Origin of the sequence: Idiomarina sp. A28L (genome assembly GCF_000218785.1) — a bacterium.
Classification (GTDB): Bacteria; Pseudomonadota; Gammaproteobacteria; order Enterobacterales; family Alteromonadaceae; genus Aliidiomarina.
Window position 1 is genome coordinate 165534 of record NZ_AFPO01000021.1, and the last position, 20505, is coordinate 186038.

A 20505-nucleotide genomic window follows, 5' to 3' on the forward strand; every position below is an offset into this window, starting at 1 on the left:
GAGGTGAATGACTGGATCAATGTTGCGGCGGTATTTTACTCACAATGAGGGCTTCAGTAAACTAAAATATTCGCTTACTGCTGTTTAATTGCTCCTCGCGCAGCTCAATTTCAACAGAAAATAAGCGATCGCAACAATAAATTCACCATTCCATTCTCGCTTTATTCCGCTATCATGATTGCCATTACTTGATGAACATTTACTTGATGAACATTTACTTGATGAACATCTACTCAATAATCATCGGCGCCCTTCGTTAACTTAAGCGAGCGTTGAATAAAACCCCGAACAAAAGGTGTATTTCATGCAGCCAGATGAGCAACATAGCGGCAATCAACGGCAAATTTTTACGGTTGCTCGCTTGAATAGCGAAGTTCGGCGGCTTTTGGAATCGCAGTGGGGAGCGGTGTGGCTGCTCGGCGAAATTTCTAATTTTTCGGCACCGGGTTCTGGGCATTGGTATTTCAGCTTAAAAGACAAAGATGCGCAGATTCGCGCAGCCATGTTTCGGGGCAGTAATTCACGCGTAAAGCTACGCCCAGCCAATGGCATGCAAGTATTGGTGCGAGGCCGCTTGAGTTTGTATGAACCGCGCGGTGATTATCAACTTATTATCGACCAGCTCGAGCCTGCCGGTGAAGGCTTGTTGCAGCAACAATATGAAGCCTTGAAACGTCAGCTCAATGCCGAAGGCCTATTTACTGCCGAAAATAAAAAGCCTCTACCCAGCCCAATACGCACCTTAGGCATTATTACTTCGCCCACGGGCGCGGCCATTCGCGATGTTTTAAGTGTACTTAAACGCCGAGATCCTGAGCTCAGGGTGATCATTTACCCTACACAAGTACAAGGCGCAACCGCTGCTGAGCAAATACGGCAAGCACTGGCTACCGCGCTCAACCGCAATGAGATTGATGCGCTTTTACTTACTCGCGGCGGTGGTTCGTTGGAGGATATGTGGTGTTTTAATGATGAAACGCTCGCGCGTGATATTGCCGCGGCTCACATTCCCACCATTAGTGCGGTTGGCCACGAAGTAGATTTTTGTATCGCTGATTTTGTTGCCGATGTTCGCGCGGCCACTCCTTCGGCGGCGGCTGAATTAGTGAGCCAGGACCGAAGTGAATACTTACGTTTATTAGAACAAATGAAATTGCGCCTGCAGCGCAGCTGGCAACAATATAGACAACAACAAGCGCTACATTTACAGCATATTCAACGCCGTTTAGTGCCCTTAAATCCGCAGCAGCGTTTACAAACTAAAGCACAACAACTGGATGAGTTTAACGCTCGTTTACAACGCTCTCTGCGCCGCAACTTACAAAACTCAATGCAGCAACAAACTCAATTAAAGCAACGCTTATTGCGGGTAAGCCCGGCGTTTCGCATCGAAAAAGAGAGCCTTCTGCGCGCCCAATTGCAGCAACGTTCAATCAAAGCTATCACGTTACACTTGAACCGCGCCAACACGCGCATGCAATCTAACCAGCAGGCATTAGGCCTAGTAAGCCCACTACAAACTCTAGAACGCGGCTACACCATCAGCTTCGATGAAGCTGGCAACATTATTCGCAATGCCGAACAATTCCAAACCGGCGATCAAATGCGCACCCGCTTCGCCAACGGCGAAATCCTCAGCCGCATCGAATCCATCAAACCCCGTTAAACTGGCTCGTGGCCATAACAGCTTCATTGCGCTGTAAGCACAAATGCTGTTACGGCCACAAGCCGCTACATGTTTCAGCTAAGTTGCTTCGAGTGGTGTTTCGGATGAGAAATATGCGTTTGCGGAGGATGACTAAACGCGGTTCGGGGAGGCTGATTGCTGATATCGGGTGTCTGCCGCAGGGATGCGGCAGCCAAGCCTACATGGATGTATTTACGGCGTTCCGAGATTAGCAATTAGCCTCCCCGAACTTAAGCGTTTAGGCGTCCCTGCGAATACACTCCCCCACCCCGGAGAAGCCACTCGCAGCAACCGCCCACTCCAAGCTATTTCTGTTCGAGTTTCTCAGGGTTGGCGATGCGGAGTTCGCTTACTTCGCCTTCTGGATGATGCAAGTGCACATCCATTTGTGGATACGGAATACCGATACCGTTGGCATCTAGAGCATTCTTAATGCGCTCCATGCTATCCCAGTACATTGGCCAGTAATCTTCGCTTTTCACCCACGGGCGAACAATGAAATCTACGGAAGAATCGTTGAGTGCCGTTACCGAAACGCGCGGTGCTGGATCAGTAAGCATGCGTTCATCTGAACTGATAACTTCCATCAATACTTCTTTCGTTTTCTTTAAATCCGCGTTGTAAGAAACCCCAATTAGCATATCAACACGGCGAATTGGTTCTTGTGAAAAGTTAGTGATCTCACTACTAGTAATTTTGGAGTTTGGCACCATCACAATTTTATTGTCTGGCGTTTTCAATATAGTAATAAACAGTTCAATGCGTTCAACTGTGCCAGCAATTCCACCCGCATCCACATAATCGCCTGATTTAAATGGGCGATAAATCATAATCATCACCCCAGAAGCAAAGTTTGAAAGCGAGCCTTGCAGCGCCAAACCAACGGCCAAACCAGCAGCACCCAAAATGGCAATGAACGAAGTGGTTTGCACACCAACATGAGAAAGAGCCATTAGAATAGAGGCAATAATAATGATGGTTCGAATAATTCCGGCCATGAAAGAAACTACAGCATTATCAATTTTGCTTTTGTGTAAGCGCTTTTTCATACCGCCGGTAAGTATGCGTGATATCACAAAACCACCGATAACAATGGCCAGCGCAACAACGAATTTACCCGCAAATAGCAAAATTGCTTCTTGGTTTTCAGCGAACCAAGTCATTGCATCGTTCATACTAAATCCTTAAAGATTAACAAAATTTGGCCCATTATAGCCGGAAATTAAAATATCTTCGACCTTGGCTATCCGCCTGCCCTAACCATTGCATTAAATCGCGTATACCTTGCGGAGCACCCTCTTTTGGTGCAATTCCAATGCGTAAATCAATTCCTGTAGGTGCAACATTTCCGTTCACGCTCAAGCCCAGTAAATTATTGTCTGGCATTTCAATAGAAATACGGCCTTCGCTACAGCCTAAATTTGTTTCATAATCACCCAAGTTTTCCCACTGAGCACCAAAACGAGCTTGTACCTGCATAGCAAAGATTTGCCCTACAAGCGCATTGCATATCGGGCTACCCAACTCAAAACTTGCAATATTCATACTCACCCCGCCCCGTAGCGGAATGGGTGAGGAAACCGGGCTTAACACCAACATATCTTCTAGATCTGCGGCAAAGTTTGCATTGCTCACGATAAGCGCATCGGAGCTTGCCTGAATTTGGGCCGCACCTTGCACTATATTGCTGGGATGGCTTGGTATAGTAATATCTGCCTGTGCGCGCAAACGCAGCAGCGCAAGAGGGTTTAAACGCCAGCTTACATTATAAAAAGAAAGCCCTTGGCTATTCACTCGCTCAATGGAGCCGTTCCAAATACTGCCATCCACTCGCCCTATTTCGACATTTTCAGGGACGGGTGCTAATGCTACGGCTACTTTCGCTGGAAACAGCACAATAAGCCCAAACAAATACACAACAACAACAAGGCTAATCAGCTGCCAATTTTTAATCATGGAGATACTCCAACGGTAATGAATGCGTAACTCGGTTTCGATATCTGAGCTAAAAAATTTTCTTTAAAAGAATGTTTATGCTCGGATTAACAGGCGCCTAACACGAACTACGCCCGGCTCATTAGTTTCTGAAATATCAATTGCTTCAATTACCACTTGCCGCTCAGTTAAACGCACAAGAAGCTGAATTAAACGGTTAAAATCAACCTCATTAAACACCACTAACAAAGATTCGTTCTGCGGTTGCATACGGGCTACTTCAAGTTCAAGTTCATTGCTCAGTGTACTCAATAAACCGTTCAACTGGGCTGAGTTAACCGCGGCGGTTCCTTGTTGGCGATTGGCCCGAGCTTGTAATACTTGTGATATTTGCGTTTCTACATAGCGTTGCGTGCTGTATTGGCCTGCTAGTGCCGCTTCCGCGCGCATTTCGCGCTCTTGCAAGGGTTGCCAAATGCCGAACCAGAGAATAGCTATCGCGATAACTACCGCCATTGCTCGCAACATTTTTTGTTCGCGGGGTTGTAACCGCTGCCAACGCTGGAGCGCTTGCGCTCTAACTTTCGAGTACTGCGGACCCATTTTTTGACCAAGCCTCTGACTTAGCGGCGTAAGGATTCGATTAATCTTACTCATACACCCATCCTGACAATAATAGTGCCGTTAATTTGGCCACCACGGCTGGTAAGTTGGCCCTGCTCCACTACTAAATTTTGTTCCCGAGCTATTTGCGTGAACCGCTCGAACGATTGGAAGTTTTCGCCATTCGCTTGCATTCTTAGCTCACCTCGGCTGTGATCATACTGAAACATAGTTAGCTGTATGGGCACTCCACTAAACGCAGGCTGGAGCTGTTCAAGAATGCGCAACACCTGCCCCGGATCACCAGCACCTGCAACCTCAGAATGTTGTGCAAGCTGGGCACGAATATCTACAATTCGCGTATCACTTGGAAAGGTTTGCTGATACAAACGCTCATATTGCACTTGCACCAGAGCAGCTTCACGTTCAAGTTCAACCACACCCATCCACTGATTAACAAATAGAACGGCGAGGAAAATAGCCGCAGCAATACCGGGGAATTTCCACTGGCTATAATCGGCTGAGCTGCCCGAACTCAACTTATAATCGCCTTGTAATATATTCACACCCACTGCTTTTTGAGCTACACCTAGTTGCAAAGGCAACGACGGATTCTTCGCCACTAATGGTGCCGGTGGCTGTGGCCATTCAATATCACCGAAGGCAGAGATTTCAGTGAGCACTTCACCTTCCTCGGGTTGCATACCAAATGCTAATTCAGGCTCAAGTACTATACCGCGCCAAGCATCTTGCCGAATCACCCACTCTTTGCCGAACGAGCCAGGAAACGCGGCCATGCTCCACACATTTTTTTCTAGCGGCAACAAGAATATATCGGGGTAAATAGCAGTAGTATGTAAACCTGCAGCCGCAAGCTGGCTTAGCCAGAGCTCTACTTGATCACGGCGAACCACAAAAACCGGTACCGCGTTATCTTTCGGTAAGGTTTCTGGCCAGAAAAAATGCAATTGCTCGATATCTTCGGCAATTTCATCTTCTAACGCGAATGGAATTACACGCTCAAGGTGGCGCCGCGATTTCGCTGGTAACTCTACTTGGTGAAAACCAATGGCCGCCGAACTTGCATAAACCCGCAGCGAACGATTCTGAGCTTTATCGCTCAATTCACTCAGCTCTGCAATATCATTTAGCTCACCACTCGCTACCACGCTCGCCTCATCAGTGTGCCAAATTAACCAGCTCACTGGGCCTTTTTGCCCAGCGGGTAGGCGTATAATTAATTGTTCATTCATCTTGTTCGTATCCTCCACGGGACCGATGCAATACGTGGGCAGAACCATTCATAATGCGCAATTGGCTGAACCCATAATATTCAAGATCACCATATTGCACTTGAGCCTGCAATTCAAAATATTCACTTGCTACCGTGAGTTGATTTAATTCATTCAATGCTGTGCCGCCACTCACTAAGTTTTGAATTTCACCTTGCTGGCGAATGGCATCAACATCAACATAACCTTCTTCAGGCCGGTTCGCTATTAGCCCTTCTGCAGCATTCATATCTAATTGCCCTCGAAAAAACGCCATTACGATTTCGGGCTGTGTTTCACTCACAGTATTCAAGTTTAACTTCCACTCGGTTACGCCTGGAATCACGCAAACATAGGGCTTTAATAACTGATAAACATCACGGTTATACCCCAAAATTTGGCGCAATTCGGAAACGTGAGAAAGCAAATTATTAGCGGCTTGATAGGGCTGTGGCAGTGATTCATAATCTGGGTCTTCAGCGCCTAGCGTGCTATGTAGCTCTCTATTTTTATCGAGCCAATCAATCAATGTACTCGTTAAGCGTTCGGCGGCAAACTCATCAACCTCAAGCGCTGATAGAAGAGCGCGATACTGTGCCTCTGCAAGCAAAAATTGCGCATTGGCTGGGTCGTCGGTATACAAGCTATTTAGATTGAAACAACTATGTAAATCACGAATTCTGCCTGCAATCAAACCACCACGCACAGGAAAAGGGCCCTGCTGTATAGCCCAGTTTTGCGATAAATTGGTGTGCCCTTCATCTTCCGCCAACTCCACTAACAATACCTGCCGCACCAGAGCTTCCGCACTCATCCAGTGCCAATAAGCTTGCTCAGCATAATCACTACTGGCGATTCGGGCTACCTGCATGCGTAAGCGGCCACTCATTTGCATTGCCAGCACAGCAATCAATGCTACTACCAGCAACACTGTAATAATTGCAAAGCCCCGCGAACGCCTATATGCACGCAAGCTCATGGTAACGCCACCGGCTTTTCACCTGAAGTAAGCAACCAGCGTTCAATCACACCAAAATTCTCTAATTCTAATTTTATGATAACGAGATCTGGAAAGCTGTTCGGCACTTCCCAGCGCTCGTAATCTTCGCCAGCATGCTGAAACGTAACTTCCAATGATTCTACTCCGCTAAGCAGATCTTGCACGCCCTCATCACCACTTACATCATCAACAAATGGCCGATACACACGCTGTAATACATTCTCGCGCACACGGTAAACTACCGGCTGTAATTCACTGCGCGGGAGTATCATATCGGGGTTACTCCAACCTGCACGAACGAAAGCTATGCCACCGCTATCGCTATCAATCAACGCGGCATCATTAGTTACATAATATCGCCGCGCCTCCTCGGGTATCGATCGCACTTGCCGCACTACCATTTGCCGAATATCACGATCAAGGGTAACCATGGCAAATTGTAATTCACTCAACTGTTCGTGGCGCTCTTTACTCATTTCCTCAGAATCTAACATTTGCGTAAGCACCATAGCGCTCACCAAGCCGATAATGGCCAGAATAGACATTGCTACAAGCACTTCGATTAACGTAAACCCGCGCTGATTCTGCATTAACGCCGCCCTATATAAGAGCTAAGCTCTACGATAACGGGGCCATTTTCACGCTCACGAACCATTACGGTTACTTCAATTAAATCATCAGTTACGGTTTCTAATACCCGCTGTTCCCAAAACCACTCTGAGCCAGCCATTTGCGCACTGCCGCTCTTCTCGTTTGCTGGTGGCCAATCAGCCTGGTCGGTATTTGCATGTAATTGCGCTAAACGGTTACTCGCAACTTGTTGGGCAAAATAGCGGGTTTCTAAAATCCCCGTGCTGCGCAATTGTTCGGTGGCTACATTCAACGCCGCAAGGGCTGCAAGCGAAAAAATAACTAGCGCAAACATCGTTTCTACTAATGTAAAACCTCGGTTCGCTGTTACCACGCTTCGCCTTCCTCAAGCTTTAGTTGAATGCCACTGCGGCCATCAACTGTGTAAGTGGCCGAGTTTATCGCACTACCGCTAAACTCAAGCGAAAATGGCACAAATTCAGTGCTTTCAAAGATTAATATGGTTGGCCGCGGCAATTCCTCATCAGGATTCTCACGGCGGCGATCGCGCCCAAATACCGCATCGCGCCCCTCTTCCATATTATCTAACAAACGGAAATCCCCCATTTGTAACTCGAGCAATACAAATTCAGGAACCGTAACTGGCGCTAATGGCGGTTCGGTTTGCAGTTGCCACACTTGCTCATGCCAGCGGTAAAATTTGTAACTGTTTTCAGATACTTCAATGCCAAACACATAATTGCGCAACAGTGCCTGCTCGCGGGCATGGTGCATTTGCTGCAAAAAACGTTGTGCCGAATCTTCTGGGCTATCTCCAAAACGCTGGCTCGGTAGATTTAACACCACCACCATAGCGGCTACACCAATAATTAAAATGGTCATCAATACTTCAATTAAGGTAAAGCCACGCTGGGTTTTAGCCATACAGCCGATTAATTCTCTGCTCGATCATGCATGTTCCAATTTCCGATATCGTCTTCAGTGCCGGGCTGGCCATCTGGCCCCACACTAAATATATCGTAGCGGCCGTTTTGGCCTGGGCTCAACAAACGATACTCATTACCCCATGGATCTGCTGGCAAGCGGCGAATATAACCATCTGATTGGTAATTCCGAGGACGCGGATCAGTTTGCGGCGCCGAAACTAATGCTTCCAAACCTTGTTCTGTGGTTGGATATATCCCATTTTGAACGCGATACATTTCCATCGCATTTTCTAATGCTGTGATATCCGAAATCGCTTTTTGCATATCGGCTTGCTCACGCTGACCGAATATCTGCGGCACAACTAGCGTTGCCATAATGCCTAGAATTACAATTACCACCATCATTTCCAGCATGGTGAAACCGCTTTGTTGTTTAATTTTCATCACTAACCACCTGCTATTGTATTGAGAGCAAGAATTGGCAGCATAACCGCCAACACGATAAATAGAACCACAAACGCCATTGTTACAATGAGCAATGGCTCAAACACTTTCAGAGAGATATTTACCACTGCCGAAAATTCGTTATCTTGGTTATCTGCACAGCGGCGCAACATTTGTTCAAGCTCACCGCTTTTTTCACCCGATGCAATCATATGCAGCATCATCGGTGGAAACAGCTTACTATCAGCTAGAGCCGCTCGTAAGCTAGTGCCTTCTCGTACCCGATCCGCTGCAATTTCAACTACTTCGCGCATACGTAAATTACCCAGTACCGAGCCCGAAATTCGCAAACCTTCTAGCAATGGAACTGCGGAAGCAGAGAGAATGCTTAACGTACGAGCAAATCGCGATGTATTTATCGTGCGCACCAAGTTGCCCACAAACGGCAAAAACAATAGGCGCTTATGTAACATATAGCGGTACTTTTCTACCTTTAGCAAACGCTTCACTGCAATAACTGCAATTATGATTGCAAGTAACAAGTAAACACCATAATCCCTTAAGGCATCGCTAATTATAATAAGAATCTGCGTAACCATGGGTAATTCTTGCCCGAGGTCGTCGAATTGCTCCACAATTTGTGGCACTACTACCGCCAACAAGAACGCCACTACGCCAAAAGCCACAATAGAAAGCACAATCGGATATACCGCAGCTTGCGTAATTTGGCTATTCATCGCTTGCCGTTGTTCGGTGTAATCAGCAAGGCGATTTAACACTTCATCTAAGTGGCCCGATTTTTCACCTGCACCCACCATGGCACAAAACAAATCATCGAAAACACCGGGGAAATCACGCATACCATCGGCAAGGCTATACCCTTCCACCACACGGCTGCGCACCGACATCAACATTTTTTGTAAGCGCGGTTTATCGGTTTGTTCAGCAACTGCTAATAACGCCTGTTCAATAGGCAGAGCCGCTTCAACTAACGTAGCTAGCTGGCGTGTAATCAGCGCTAAATCGTGCGTTTTTATTTTCCGCTGGAAAATTGAACGCTTACGCGAAGTGCCTTTCTCTTCTGCACTTGCGGCCTCAACGCTTAGCGGAAATAAGCCTTGTTCACGTAACTGAGCTCGAATTTGCCGCTCGGTATCCGCTTCTAATACACCCGTTTTTTTTGCACCTAGCTTATCGAGTGCTTCGTAGGAAAAAGCTGGCATGGGTTATTCCTCGCGCGTAACGCGGAGGACTTCCTCAAGCGTGGTTTTGCCGGCAATAATTTTATCGCGGCCATCTTGGCGAATTCCGGGGGTACTAGTACGAATATATCGTTCAATAGCTTGTTCGCCCTTACCGTTATGTACCAGCTCGCGAACTTTATCATCAACCACAAGCATTTCATGAATACCGGTGCGGCCACGATAGCCGGTTTGGTTACATTTTTCACAGCCACGGGGGCTATAGATTTCTGGTGGGTTTTCCGCACTTATCCCGAGTAAGCCACACTCTTCAGCGCTAGCCACGTGTAACTGCCGGCAATCTTTGCACAAAGTACGCACTAAACGTTGCGACAACACCGCCAATAAACTAGACGAGAGCAGGAAGGGTTCAATGCCCATATCTTCCAAACGGGTAATGGCGCCAGCTGCCGTATTTGTGTGCAAGGTAGATAACACCAAGTGCCCGGTTAACGATGCTTGTACGGCTATTTGGGCGGTTTCACCATCACGAATCTCACCTACCATCACCACATCGGGATCTTGCCGCAAAATCGCCCGTAACCCCCGCGCAAAAGTCATATCAACCCGCGGGTTCACTTGCGTTTGGCCTACGCCTTCAAGGGAGTATTCAATTGGATCTTCAACAGTAAGGATGTTTCGATCTTTGGTGTTAATTTCGGAAAGCCCGGCATAGAGCGTGGTACTTTTACCCGAACCGGTTGGCCCCGTAACCAAAATAATGCCGTGCGGCTTGTTGATTAAACTCGAGAAAATAGTGCGGTTTGCATCGGTCATGCCGAGCTCGGTTAAATCAAGTTGCGCGTTATTCTTATCTAATAAGCGCAAAACCGCTCGTTCGCCATGGCTTGATGGCATAGTAGACACACGCACATCTACCGCTCTACCCGCAATTAACAACGAGATACGGCCATCTTGTGGCAAACGTTTCTCGGCGATATCTAACTGCGCCATTACTTTAATACGTGACACTAACAAGCTGGCGAGCTTGCGATGTGGCCGCAGTATTTCCCGCAGAACACCATCGATTCGAAAGCGAATAACCAAATCTTTTTCGAAGGTTTCGATATGTATATCGGAAGCACCTTCTTTGATTGCTTCGCTCAACATCGCGTTTATCAATTTGATAATAGGCGCATCATCTTCACTATCGAGCAAATCTTCGGTTTGTGGCAATTCTTCCGCTAACGAAAATAGGTTCACTTCATTACCGATATCTTCCATCAGCTGTTTCGCTTCAGACGAATCACGTTGATACGCCTGGCTTAACAATACCTCAAAATCATGATTTGTATGCGCTTGAACTTTAAACGGCTTGCCTAACAAACGCCGAACTTCATGTAACGTTTGCGGACTTGGCTGGCTGCGGCTATTTAAAACGGGTTGCTCATTCTGATAGGTGAGCACCACCCCGTAGCGTTTCGCAAAGGCATAAGGCACACGTTTGTGCCCATCTAAAGCCTCAGCAGCCGCTTCTTGCACAAGCTGCTCATCAGGCAACTGTTGAATAGCATCGCTAGTTGCTTTTGAAACTCCAGCTACCATTGTTGCTCGCTGTTCGCTCATCGCTGGCCTCCAGCCTCCGCTTCACGGCGCATATCCTCAATCTCACGGCGCCATTCATCTAAGAAGCGTTGATATTCCGGTGGTAAATCTGCATCGTCATCCCACTCTGGCAATACTGGAACGGTATCGTTACTGCGCAGAGAAATACCACGTTCACGCTGCTCAATTTGTTGTGCACGCATGTAGCTATATTTGCGTTGGCTCAACTGCCCCATAGTGCTGTCGTCGCGAATAATAGTAGGCCGAATAAAAATCATTAAGTTTCGTTTACGAGTAGTAACACTCGTTGATTTAAACAAATGGCCTAATAACGGAATGTCACCAAGCAGGGGAACCTTAGATAAACTTTCCTGCACATCTTCATCAATCAAACCACCTAAAACGATGGTTTCACCATCACGCGCAAGAACTGTTGTGCTTAACTCGCGTTTATTAAAAGTAACATCTACTGCGGTAGAGCCGGCAATACTAGAAACTTCTTGCTCGATAATCAGTTGTACCGCATCACCTTCGTTAATTTGCGGCGTTACTCGCAAACGCACACCTACTTCACGGCGATCAATGGTTTGGAAGGGGTTATCGTTATTAGCACCCGCAGTTGCGCCAGTAAGCGTTGGTACCTCTTGACCCACCAAGATATTTGCCTCTTGGTTATCTAACGTAGTAATACTTGGTGCTGAGAGAATGTTCGAGTTCGTAGTTGTTGCTACCGCTTGAATTACGGCGGCCCAACCATCTTGCACCGTACCAAACAACAAACCATTAGCATTACCAAGCAAGTTCGCTAACAATGAGAAATCGCCTCGGCGATCAGGTTCACGCGTAGTAAATTCATTACCCGCGTTATCAACCCGCGTTGTTTCTGAGCCTCGTTGGGTACGCGCTGCTTCTACCGCTACACCAAGTTGCCCGATTGGAACCATTTGGCCGTTACTATGCTGCATCAAGCCAATATCTTCACTGGCCCATTGAATACCGAAATTAGTGCCATCACCTTCAAATACTTCCACAATAATTGCTTCTACGAGTACTTGCGCACGGCGAATATCAAGCTGATTCACCACACCTTCAATAGAACGAATAACATCTGGCTGACCCGTTACCACCAAAGCATTAGTAGCGTTATGCGCTTCAATGCTCACATTCCCAGCTCGGCCTTGCGTTCTGGCGCCACCACTACTAGCACCACCCGTTGCTGCGGCGCGCTCTTCGGCAATAATGGTATCGGTCATACCGCGTAATAACGAAACCATCTCTTCCGCTTTTGCATACTTCAAATAGAATACGCGAGTATTACCGCTGGTTTGCATTTCAGTATCGAGCTGGCGAATGAGCCGAATTACTCGCTCCCGAGCTTCTGGCTGACCACTCACTAATACTCGGTTTGTACGTTCATCAGCGGATAAACGTGGAATTCGCATTTCTGGTGCGCTAGAACCTTGTTGTTGAAATACACTTTGGGCAATACGTACCATTTCTGCAGCTGAAGCATGCTCTAGTTGCACTACTTCAACATCTGCGTTGCCGGCCCGATCTACTCGTTGCACAATTTCGGCCAAGCGGTTCAAGAAAGAAGCACGCCCCGAAAGCATTACTACGTTGGAAGGGTCGTAAGTAAGAACAGCACCACCACCGGTTGCATCATTGAGCTGGCGTAGTAATGGCCCTAGGTCACGTACGGTTACATTTTGTAGCGGTATTACGCGAATTACCCACTCATCGCCATCATAAGAATCATCATCAACAATTGGAACCGGCGCGGTTTTTGCATCTCGGTCGCGAATAACTTTCAAAACATTGTTATCCATCCGCACAACTGCATAACCGTAAACTTCTAAAACATTTAAAAAGAAGCTGTAATATTGCTCTCGATCCATTGAATAATAACTACGCACATTAATTCGGCCCCTTACTTCTGGGTCGATAATAATGGTTTCTTCTAGGTTTCGGCTTACCGCCTGAATAAATTCGTTAATATCAGTGTTTTTAAAGCTTGCCGAGTACTCTTCTTGCGATATAGCACTGGCCGGAACCAAAGCGATACTGGCCGCAAACGTTAATCCAAAAAACCGAGATAAAATGCGCATGTAAAATTACCTATTGATTAGGAATGCTAAATTCTAGCTCAACGAGATCTCCATCTCGTAAAACCACTACCGTGGCACTAGTAAGCGTTTGTATTTCATTCATAATAACCATTGCTTCTGCTGCATTGGTTAAATCATAACCATTCAAACTCACCGCAATATCACCACTTCGAAAACCAGCAGCATTGAAAAGCGCAGGATTTCCTTTTGGTGCTAAGCGATAACCAATTAATTCACCATCTTGTTGAGCTGGGCTGATATTAATCAGCTCGCCGATATTGGCATAGGTTACTTCATCTAAACGAGTTGGTGCTGATTCTGTTGCCGGCCGAGTTGGCGCAGAAGTTACTAGCGATATACCGCCATCAGAGCCTTCGCGGCCATCGAGTAACAAGGTTTCTAAGCGGCCGTTATTTTCGAGTATAATTCGGTCTGCATAAATCTCTTTGATAATTGCGCGGCTTGACGCCACCGTTTCATCGATTACGTAGGTATTTTGATTACTACCTTGCTCAATGATTGCTGCGGAGCGTGAAGGCTCGGTTGCCGCACTTACACCCACTAAACGGATGTTTAATGTAGTTTGCGGAACATCTTCTCGTGCTTGTACATTAGCCTGCACGGCCCCCCGTTCACCAAATAGATTTAGTTGGCTAATTTGCTCCGGCCGAATGCGGCTTCTGGTTTGCTGGTTGGTATTTGCTTGCGGCGTAAATACCGCACTGCCGGTATTTGCCGGAGTTACAACTCGCCATGTGATAGCGGCGGCATACCACGCAGAAATGAGCAGTAGCAAAACACCTAGCACAGTGAGCAATTTGGTTAATAATCCATTGCTAACTTTTAAAGAAAGCGTTGTAGGAAAAGTGCTTCTCATTATTTCGCTGCCTAATCGGCTATTAAATTTTTGTTATAAGAAATTGCATTCTAGCCTGCTAAGCCACGAACAACAATGCCGGTATCTGTAAAAAAATGTTTCGAAAAATGCTACGATATAGATGTTATTTTTAAACTCTTTTTTGTGAGGCTGTGCAATGTCTGATTCAACACCTGTTCGCCTTGATAAATGGCTTTGGGCAGCCCGCTTTTTTAAAACGCGAGGCTTAGCACGAGCAGCCGTGCAAGCTGGCAAAGTAAGTTACAACGGCCAACGCAGCAAGCCAGCAAAGCCGGTAGAACTCAACGCCCAGCTCGTTATTCCACGTGGCAATGAACGCATGGAGGTTATTGTGCGTGGGATTAGTGAACACCGGAGCAACGCAACTGAGGCACAAAAACTCTACGAGGAAACTGCGGAAAGTGTTGAAAAGAGAGCAACACTTGCCGAAGCGCGAAAATTGAATCAATTATATAATCCGCACCCAGATCACCGCCCCGATAAAAAAGAACGGCGCGAACTCATTAAGTTCAAAAATCAATAGACCACTTTATAGGAGCTCGCATGAGCCTAATCACTGATTCCATTGCTCGTTTTTCCTTCACTAACCATGATGTGAGAGGCGAAATAGTGCGCTTGCAGGCAAGCTATAAAAGTTTACTTGCCGGCCACAGCTACCCTAAAGTTGTGCAGCAGCTTCTTGGCGAACTCATGGCGGTTACTAGCTTACTTACCGCTACGCTAAAATTTGAGGGGCACATTAACGTACAAATTCAAGGTAACGGCCCACTTAATTACGCCACAGTTAACGGAAGCCACGGCCAAGCATTGCGAGGCGTTGCGCGTTTAACTCGCGAACCTGAATCTGAGCTCTTCCGCGATCTGGTGGGCGAAGGCGCATTTTTAGTGATTACCCTTACACCCGAGAATGGCGAAAAATACCAAGGCTTAGTTGCTATAGAAAGCGATTCCTTATCCGGCGCGATTGAGAGCTATTTTTTACAATCAGAACAACTGCCTACTAAAGTTTGGTTGTTTGCTGATGTTGAAAATGAACAAGCTGCGGGGCTATTTTTGCAAGTATTGCCCGCGGGTAACAATACTGAATCAAGTTTTGAGCACGTAACTGCACTTGCAGCCACTATAACTGCAGATGAGCTCTACTCATTGTCAACAGAAGAAGTGTTACATCGCTTATACCACGAAGAAACTATTGAGCTTTACCCTGAAGAAGCGGTTAGATTTTTCTGTGGATGTTCACGCGAACATACCGCAGATGCGCTTCGTCATGTGGCGGCTGAAGAGTTGCACAAGATACTCGAAGAAGATGGCGAATTGCGGCTGAGTTGCGATTACTGCCTTACCGATTACGTATATACCCGCTTCGATATTGATGCTCTTAACGCTCACACGGCCCCAGAACAAACGCAATAGCCCTTGTTCTGAATAACAGTTCGAGCAATAAAAAAAGGCGCTGCTATCGAAGCAACGCCTTTTTTATTGCATTTTTTATGCTTATTTCTTCACAAACCGCATCATCCGTTTGCGTTTACGCTGTTGCGATAAGGTGAGATTATTCTTTTTACCCGCAAATGGGTTTTTACCTTCCCTGAACTCTACTTTAATTGGGGTGCCCATTAGCTTCAGAGAACGGCGGAAATAATTAATTAAATAACGCTTATAACTATTAGGTAAATCGGTAACCTGATTACCATGCACAACTATCAATGGCGGGTTATAACCACCCGCGTGAGCAAACTTAAGTTTCACCCGGCGCCCGCGCACTAATGGCGGCTGATGCTCATCCTGAGCCGATTCCATAATGCGCGTTAACTGGGCCGTACTTACACGCTGTGTTGCACTGGCATAAGCTTCTTGCACCGATTCAAACAAATGGCCCACGTTGGTACCATGCAATGCCGAAATAAAATGTAAGCGGGCAAAATCAACAAAACCCAAGCGCCGATCTAGCTCGGTTTTTATCCATTCCCGTGCATCGTTATCAAGGCCATCCCACTTATTCACCGCGATTACAACCGAGCGGCCAGCATTCAATACAAAGCCCAGCAGATTCAAATCTTGGTCACTAATGGTTTCACGCGCATCGATAACAAGAATAACTACGTTCGCACTTTCAATCGCCTGCAGAGTTTTTACCACTGAGTATTTTTCAATCGCCATATCAATGCGGCCGCGGCGCCGAACACCTGCCGTATCGATTAACACATACTCTCGGCCTTCGCGTTCCATAGGGATATAAACGCTATCTCGGGTGGTGCCTGGCATATCGAATACCACCACACGTTCCTCACCTAAAATTCGGTTGGTAAGTGTTGATTTACCAACATTTGGCCGGCCAATAATGGCTAACTTAATAGGCTGCGCCTGCAATCTTGCAATTTCAGCTTCAGCATCGGCCTCGGTAAGTTCTGTGGCTTCTGTTTGTTCTTCGTTGGCCAGCATATCCGGAAATTCATTAGCGAGCGGATCTAACGTAGCTTGCAATAGCTGAGTAACACCCCGGCCGTGAGCAGCGGCGATCTGCCAAATCTCGCCTAAACCTAAACTGAAAAAATCAGCAGAGGCGGCATTACCATCAATACCATCAACTTTGTTTACTACTAAATGAATTTTCTTATTTTGCTTACGTAAATAATCAGCAATGAATTCATCTGCAGCAGTAATACCATCGCGAGCATCCACTAAAAATAAAACTACATCTGCTTCATCTACCGCTTGCAGCGATTGCCGAGCCATCATTAAATCGAGCCCTTCTTCCTTGCCATGAATACCACCGGTATCCACCACAACGAACTTATATTCTTCATAATGGCCTTGGCCATACTGACGATCGCGGGTTAAGCCTGGAAAATCTGCAACCAGTGCATCTCGGCTTTGTGTAAGCCGGTTAAATAATGTTGATTTGCCCACATTCGGGCGTCCAACTAATGCAACCACTGGTAACATTTATGTGTCCTCATTAAACTAAAATACGCCTGAGGGCGAAAAAGCACCTCAGGCGTTCATCGGCAACTGCTGTTGAATATTTACTCGAAGCTCACGCCACCCTGGGCGGCTAGAGCTTACGGGCACCTAATTAACGAGCTTGTTGGCTAATTGCGTAAATTTTACCACGGGCATCTTGCACAATAAGGTTATCGCCCGCTACTTGCACTGCACCTTGAATCGCAACATCTTCATCTAACTCTAAGCGCCCAACTAAGCGGCCATTAGTGCGATTAAACCAATGCAAATAACCAAACCTATCACCTGAAATCAGGTAAGAACTGAGCACGGCAGGCTCAGTTAAGCTTCGGTTAAATAAATCTGTATTACGCCACAATTCAATGCCGTTATTGCGATCAATGCTCAGCATATGGCTATCTTGGTTTACCAAAGCAATACGGTTTCCGGCTTGCACTGGAGCGCGCCATGCGCCATGGTTTTGCTTCCAAACAGCCTCACCCGAACGCAAATCAAGGCCAACCAACTCACCATTAAATGCACTCATGTAGAACGTGCCACCCAATACTAGCGGGGCGCCATCAATATCTACTAAACGCTCTAATTCGGTTGAGCCTGAAGGAGTTGCTAGCCGCTCTTCCCATGCAATTTGCCCAGTTTCACTCAGCAAAACCACCGCTTTACCAGTAGCCGTACCAAAAATCACACCGCCACTACTAATCGCCGGTTGCGAGGTGCCCCGAAGTGATAATAACGATACTTCCTCTTCGTGGGTCCATTGGTGCTCGCCGGTGCGTGCTGCCAGTGATACAACGTAACCGCTGCCCAAATGCGATACAACTCGGCCTTCACCTACGGTTGGCGCAGCTAAAACTTCACCAGGTACCGTTTGTTCCCAAATTACTTCACCATCATCAGCGTTCAACGCAATCACTTTGCCGTTTTCTGATCCGATAAATAACATCGAACCCGCAGCCGTAATGCCGCTAATACGCGCACTTTCTCCGCGGAACCAGCGGTTCATAATGCCAGTTCGGCCACCTAAACGCTGTGTCCAAACACGGTTGCCATTTGCAGCATTAATTGCCACAACCAGCCCGTGGCGGTCAGCCGCATAAATTACGTCGTCTTGAATTGCTGGGCGCAACCGCGAATAATGCCCTTCAGTGCCGCTACCCACTTTGGTTTCCCAAACTATTGAAGCGCTTACTTCTGGCGCTATGTTTGTGAGTTCAGCATAGCTAGGGCCTTCGGTAGATGAACACGCTGCCAAAAATGCTACCGCCGCGAATGCACCTATCCAACGTTTGAATACCATCATTCTTGACCCGCCAAATTATCAATTTTCATTTGCAGATAGGGTGATGCACTTTCACCTTGATTCGTGGCGGCAATTTCATAAGCATTACGCGCCGCTGAAAAATTACCTTGCGCAAATTGTAAATCACCACGCAATTCGCTCACTAAACCTTCAAACGCTGAGCTAGTTACTGCATTTAAATGGCTTTCAGCTGCGGTGAAATCGTTTGCCGACATCGCAATTCGAGCTAAGCGAACGTTAATCAGTGCTTGCAGCTCAGTTACTTTAGTTGATCCTAATGCATTATTAAGGAAACCCTTGGCACCGTCTAAATCACCGTTGTTAATCGCCACTTGGGCTAATTGCATAAACGCTAAAGCTCCTTGCTCAGAGCCGGCAAGTTGCGCTGCTACTGATTCCGATTGCGCAATGGCTTCTGCACCTTCAGCAAACTGTAAGGAATCCATCATGGCTTGGTAGCTATCAGTGCGTTCTTGCGCCGCAGCCAACTGATTATCTTGGTAGTAGCGCCAACCAAATAATGAGCCTAGGCCAATCACTAAACCTGCCACAACCCATGGGCCGTATTCTTTTATGAAGGCTTTTATCTGTTCAACTTGTTGATCTTCGTTTTCCACTGATTTTTCCTCTTATTCTACTACCAAGGTATCTAGTACCTGGACAAGTTCAGCAAAGGCTAATGTTTCTTGTGGCTTATCATGCCGCAAGTATTTTAACGTAACACGTTGTTCAGCAACCTCATCAGCCCCTAAAATCAACGCAATTTCGGCACCGCTTTGATCGGCGCGTTTTAATTGTTTTGCAAATTTACCGCCACCGCAATGCATCATAATACGCAGCCCCGGCAGAGCATCACGAATTTGTTCGGCAAGCGCCATGGCAGGAAGTTCCGCATCATCGCCAACTGCGGCAAGATATACATCAACCTCACGCGGAATAGTGAAGCTTTCCACCTGCTCAAGCATTAGCACCAAACGTTCTAAGCCCATAGCAAAGCCTACTGCAGGCGTTGCTTTACCACCAAGCTGTTCAACTAAACCATCGTAGCGGCCACCAGCACAAACTGTGCCTTGCGCGCCTAAACTATCGGTTACCCATTCAAACACAGTGCGATTGTAATAATCTAGGCCGCGCACTAACCGCTCATTGTGAACGTAGGCTACACCAGCGGCATCGAGCCGAGCACATAACCCTTCGAAATGGGCTTTTGATTCTTCATCCCAGTATTCGCTTAATTTTGGCGCAGCAGCCAACATTTCTGCCATAGCTGGATTCTTCGAATCGAGTACACGCAATGGATTCGATTCCAACCGGCGAATGCTATCTTCATCAAGCACTGCGCTATGTTCACGCAAATAAGCAGTAAGTGCATCACGGTAATTTGCACGCGCTTGATTTGAGGCTAGCGAATTAAGCTCAAGTTGCAGGTGCTGTTCGATACCAAGCTGCTTCCACAGCCGAGCTGTCATCAAAATTAATTCCGCGTCGATATCGGGGCCATCTAGCCCAAATACTTCAACACCTACTTGATGAAACTGGCGGTAACGGCCTTTCTGCGGACGCTCATGCCGAAACATCGGGCCCATATACCAAAGACGGCGAGTTTGGTTATACAGCAAACCATGTTCATTGCCCGCACGCACGCAGCTTGCTGTGCCTTCAGGCCGCAAAGTAAGGCTATCGCCATTGCGATCATCGAAGGTGTACATTTCTTTTTCAACAATATCGGTTACTTCACCTATCGAGCGCTTGAACAAATCGGTTTGTTCTACAATCGGCATCCGAATTTCGCTGTAGCCGTAACCAGCGAGCAATGAACGAATCACCTGCTCCAGCTGTTGCCAGCGCCCACTCTGCTCCGGAAGAATATCATTCATTCCGCGAATGGCTTGAATCTGCTTTGCCACAGTTGCTGTTTTCCTATATTAAAAAGGCGGTTGCCAATGACACCCGCCACTTTCTGCAAAATAATATGTTTATTATACGTGTTTA

The 20505-nt window shown here is 46.8% G+C and carries 20 protein-coding genes; 3 read left to right on the forward strand and 17 right to left on the reverse strand.

The window, feature by feature from the left end; translation table 11 throughout:
• The first annotated feature begins 304 nt into the window (after positions 1–304).
• Positions 305–1666, forward strand: a complete 1362-nt coding sequence (gene xseA / locus A28LD_RS08615) for an exodeoxyribonuclease VII large subunit (RefSeq protein ID WP_007420692.1) — start codon at positions 305–307, stop codon at positions 1664–1666.
• Between the two features lie 326 nt (positions 1667–1992).
• Here xseA and A28LD_RS08620 read toward each other — a convergent pair whose 3' ends face one another.
• From A28LD_RS08620 to gspC, 13 genes are all read right to left on the reverse strand, one after another.
• Positions 1993–2862 carry a mechanosensitive ion channel domain-containing protein gene (locus A28LD_RS08620; RefSeq protein ID WP_007420693.1) on the reverse strand — a complete coding sequence of 290 codons (870 nt, stop codon included), beginning with the start codon at positions 2860–2862 and terminating at the stop codon, positions 1993–1995.
• Between the two features lie 34 nt (positions 2863–2896).
• Complete coding sequence (locus A28LD_RS08625) at positions 2897–3643, reverse strand: type II secretion system protein N (protein WP_007420694.1); 747 nt, start codon at positions 3641–3643, stop codon at positions 2897–2899.
• A gap of 75 nt (positions 3644–3718) precedes the next feature.
• Positions 3719–4279, reverse strand: a complete 561-nt coding sequence (gspM, locus tag A28LD_RS08630; protein WP_007420695.1) for a type II secretion system protein GspM — start codon at positions 4277–4279, stop codon at positions 3719–3721.
• Positions 4276–5478, reverse strand: coding sequence for a type II secretion system protein GspL (gspL, locus tag A28LD_RS08635; RefSeq protein WP_007420696.1), 1203 nt, complete (start codon positions 5476–5478; stop codon positions 4276–4278). Before gspL ends, gspM begins: the two co-directional genes overlap by 4 nt.
• Complete coding sequence (gene gspK / locus A28LD_RS08640) at positions 5471–6475, reverse strand: type II secretion system minor pseudopilin GspK (RefSeq protein WP_007420697.1); 1005 nt, start codon at positions 6473–6475, stop codon at positions 5471–5473. Before gspK ends, gspL begins: the two co-directional genes overlap by 8 nt.
• The gene (gspJ, locus tag A28LD_RS08645; protein ID WP_007420698.1) at positions 6472–7086 is read right to left on the reverse strand and encodes a type II secretion system minor pseudopilin GspJ; all 615 of its coding nucleotides are present in this window, start codon (positions 7084–7086) and stop codon (positions 6472–6474) included. Before gspJ ends, gspK begins: the two co-directional genes overlap by 4 nt.
• The gene (gspI, locus tag A28LD_RS08650; protein ID WP_007420699.1) at positions 7086–7460 is read right to left on the reverse strand and encodes a type II secretion system minor pseudopilin GspI; all 375 of its coding nucleotides are present in this window, start codon (positions 7458–7460) and stop codon (positions 7086–7088) included. The genes gspJ and gspI overlap by 1 nt, the downstream gene beginning before the upstream one ends.
• Positions 7454–8011, reverse strand: coding sequence for a type II secretion system protein (locus tag A28LD_RS08655; RefSeq protein WP_007420700.1), 558 nt, complete (start codon positions 8009–8011; stop codon positions 7454–7456). Before A28LD_RS08655 ends, gspI begins: the two co-directional genes overlap by 7 nt.
• 8 nt (positions 8012–8019) lie before the next feature.
• On the reverse strand, positions 8020–8457 hold the full coding sequence (gene gspG / locus A28LD_RS08660; RefSeq protein WP_007420701.1) for a type II secretion system major pseudopilin GspG: 438 nt from the start codon (positions 8455–8457) through the stop codon (positions 8020–8022).
• A gap of 2 nt (positions 8458–8459) precedes the next feature.
• Positions 8460–9680: a type II secretion system inner membrane protein GspF gene (gspF, locus tag A28LD_RS08665; protein WP_007420702.1), complete on the reverse strand. Its 1221-nt coding sequence runs from the start codon at positions 9678–9680 to the stop codon at positions 8460–8462.
• 3 nt (positions 9681–9683) lie between these two features.
• On the reverse strand, positions 9684–11264 hold the full coding sequence (gene gspE, locus A28LD_RS08670) for a type II secretion system ATPase GspE (RefSeq protein ID WP_007420703.1): 1581 nt from the start codon (positions 11262–11264) through the stop codon (positions 9684–9686).
• Positions 11261–13351, reverse strand: coding sequence for a type II secretion system secretin GspD (gene gspD, locus A28LD_RS08675; RefSeq protein ID WP_007420704.1), 2091 nt, complete (start codon positions 13349–13351; stop codon positions 11261–11263). Before gspD ends, gspE begins: the two co-directional genes overlap by 4 nt.
• A 10-nt stretch (positions 13352–13361) precedes the next feature.
• The gene (gene gspC / locus A28LD_RS08680; RefSeq protein WP_007420705.1) at positions 13362–14228 is read right to left on the reverse strand and encodes a type II secretion system protein GspC; all 867 of its coding nucleotides are present in this window, start codon (positions 14226–14228) and stop codon (positions 13362–13364) included.
• Between the two features lie 157 nt (positions 14229–14385).
• Here gspC and hslR point away from each other — a divergent pair, with 157 nt between their 5' ends.
• Complete coding sequence (gene hslR / locus A28LD_RS08685; protein WP_007420706.1) at positions 14386–14772, forward strand: ribosome-associated heat shock protein Hsp15; 387 nt, start codon at positions 14386–14388, stop codon at positions 14770–14772.
• Between the two features lie 20 nt (positions 14773–14792).
• Positions 14793–15662: an Hsp33 family molecular chaperone HslO gene (gene hslO, locus A28LD_RS08690; protein WP_007420707.1), complete on the forward strand. Its 870-nt coding sequence runs from the start codon at positions 14793–14795 to the stop codon at positions 15660–15662.
• Between the two features lie 81 nt (positions 15663–15743).
• On the opposite strand, the gene der is transcribed toward hslO, so the two are convergent.
• From der to hisS, 4 genes are all read right to left on the reverse strand, one after another.
• The gene (gene der / locus A28LD_RS08695) at positions 15744–17195 is read right to left on the reverse strand and encodes a ribosome biogenesis GTPase Der (RefSeq protein WP_007420708.1); all 1452 of its coding nucleotides are present in this window, start codon (positions 17193–17195) and stop codon (positions 15744–15746) included.
• Between the two features lie 130 nt (positions 17196–17325).
• The gene (gene bamB, locus A28LD_RS08700) at positions 17326–18513 is read right to left on the reverse strand and encodes an outer membrane protein assembly factor BamB (protein WP_007420709.1); all 1188 of its coding nucleotides are present in this window, start codon (positions 18511–18513) and stop codon (positions 17326–17328) included.
• Positions 18510–19130, reverse strand: a complete 621-nt coding sequence (locus A28LD_RS08705; RefSeq protein WP_007420710.1) for a YfgM family protein — start codon at positions 19128–19130, stop codon at positions 18510–18512. Before A28LD_RS08705 ends, bamB begins: the two co-directional genes overlap by 4 nt.
• A 12-nt stretch (positions 19131–19142) precedes the next feature.
• Complete coding sequence (gene hisS / locus A28LD_RS08710; protein WP_007420711.1) at positions 19143–20420, reverse strand: histidine--tRNA ligase; 1278 nt, start codon at positions 20418–20420, stop codon at positions 19143–19145.
• Positions 20421–20505 lie beyond the last annotated feature (85 nt).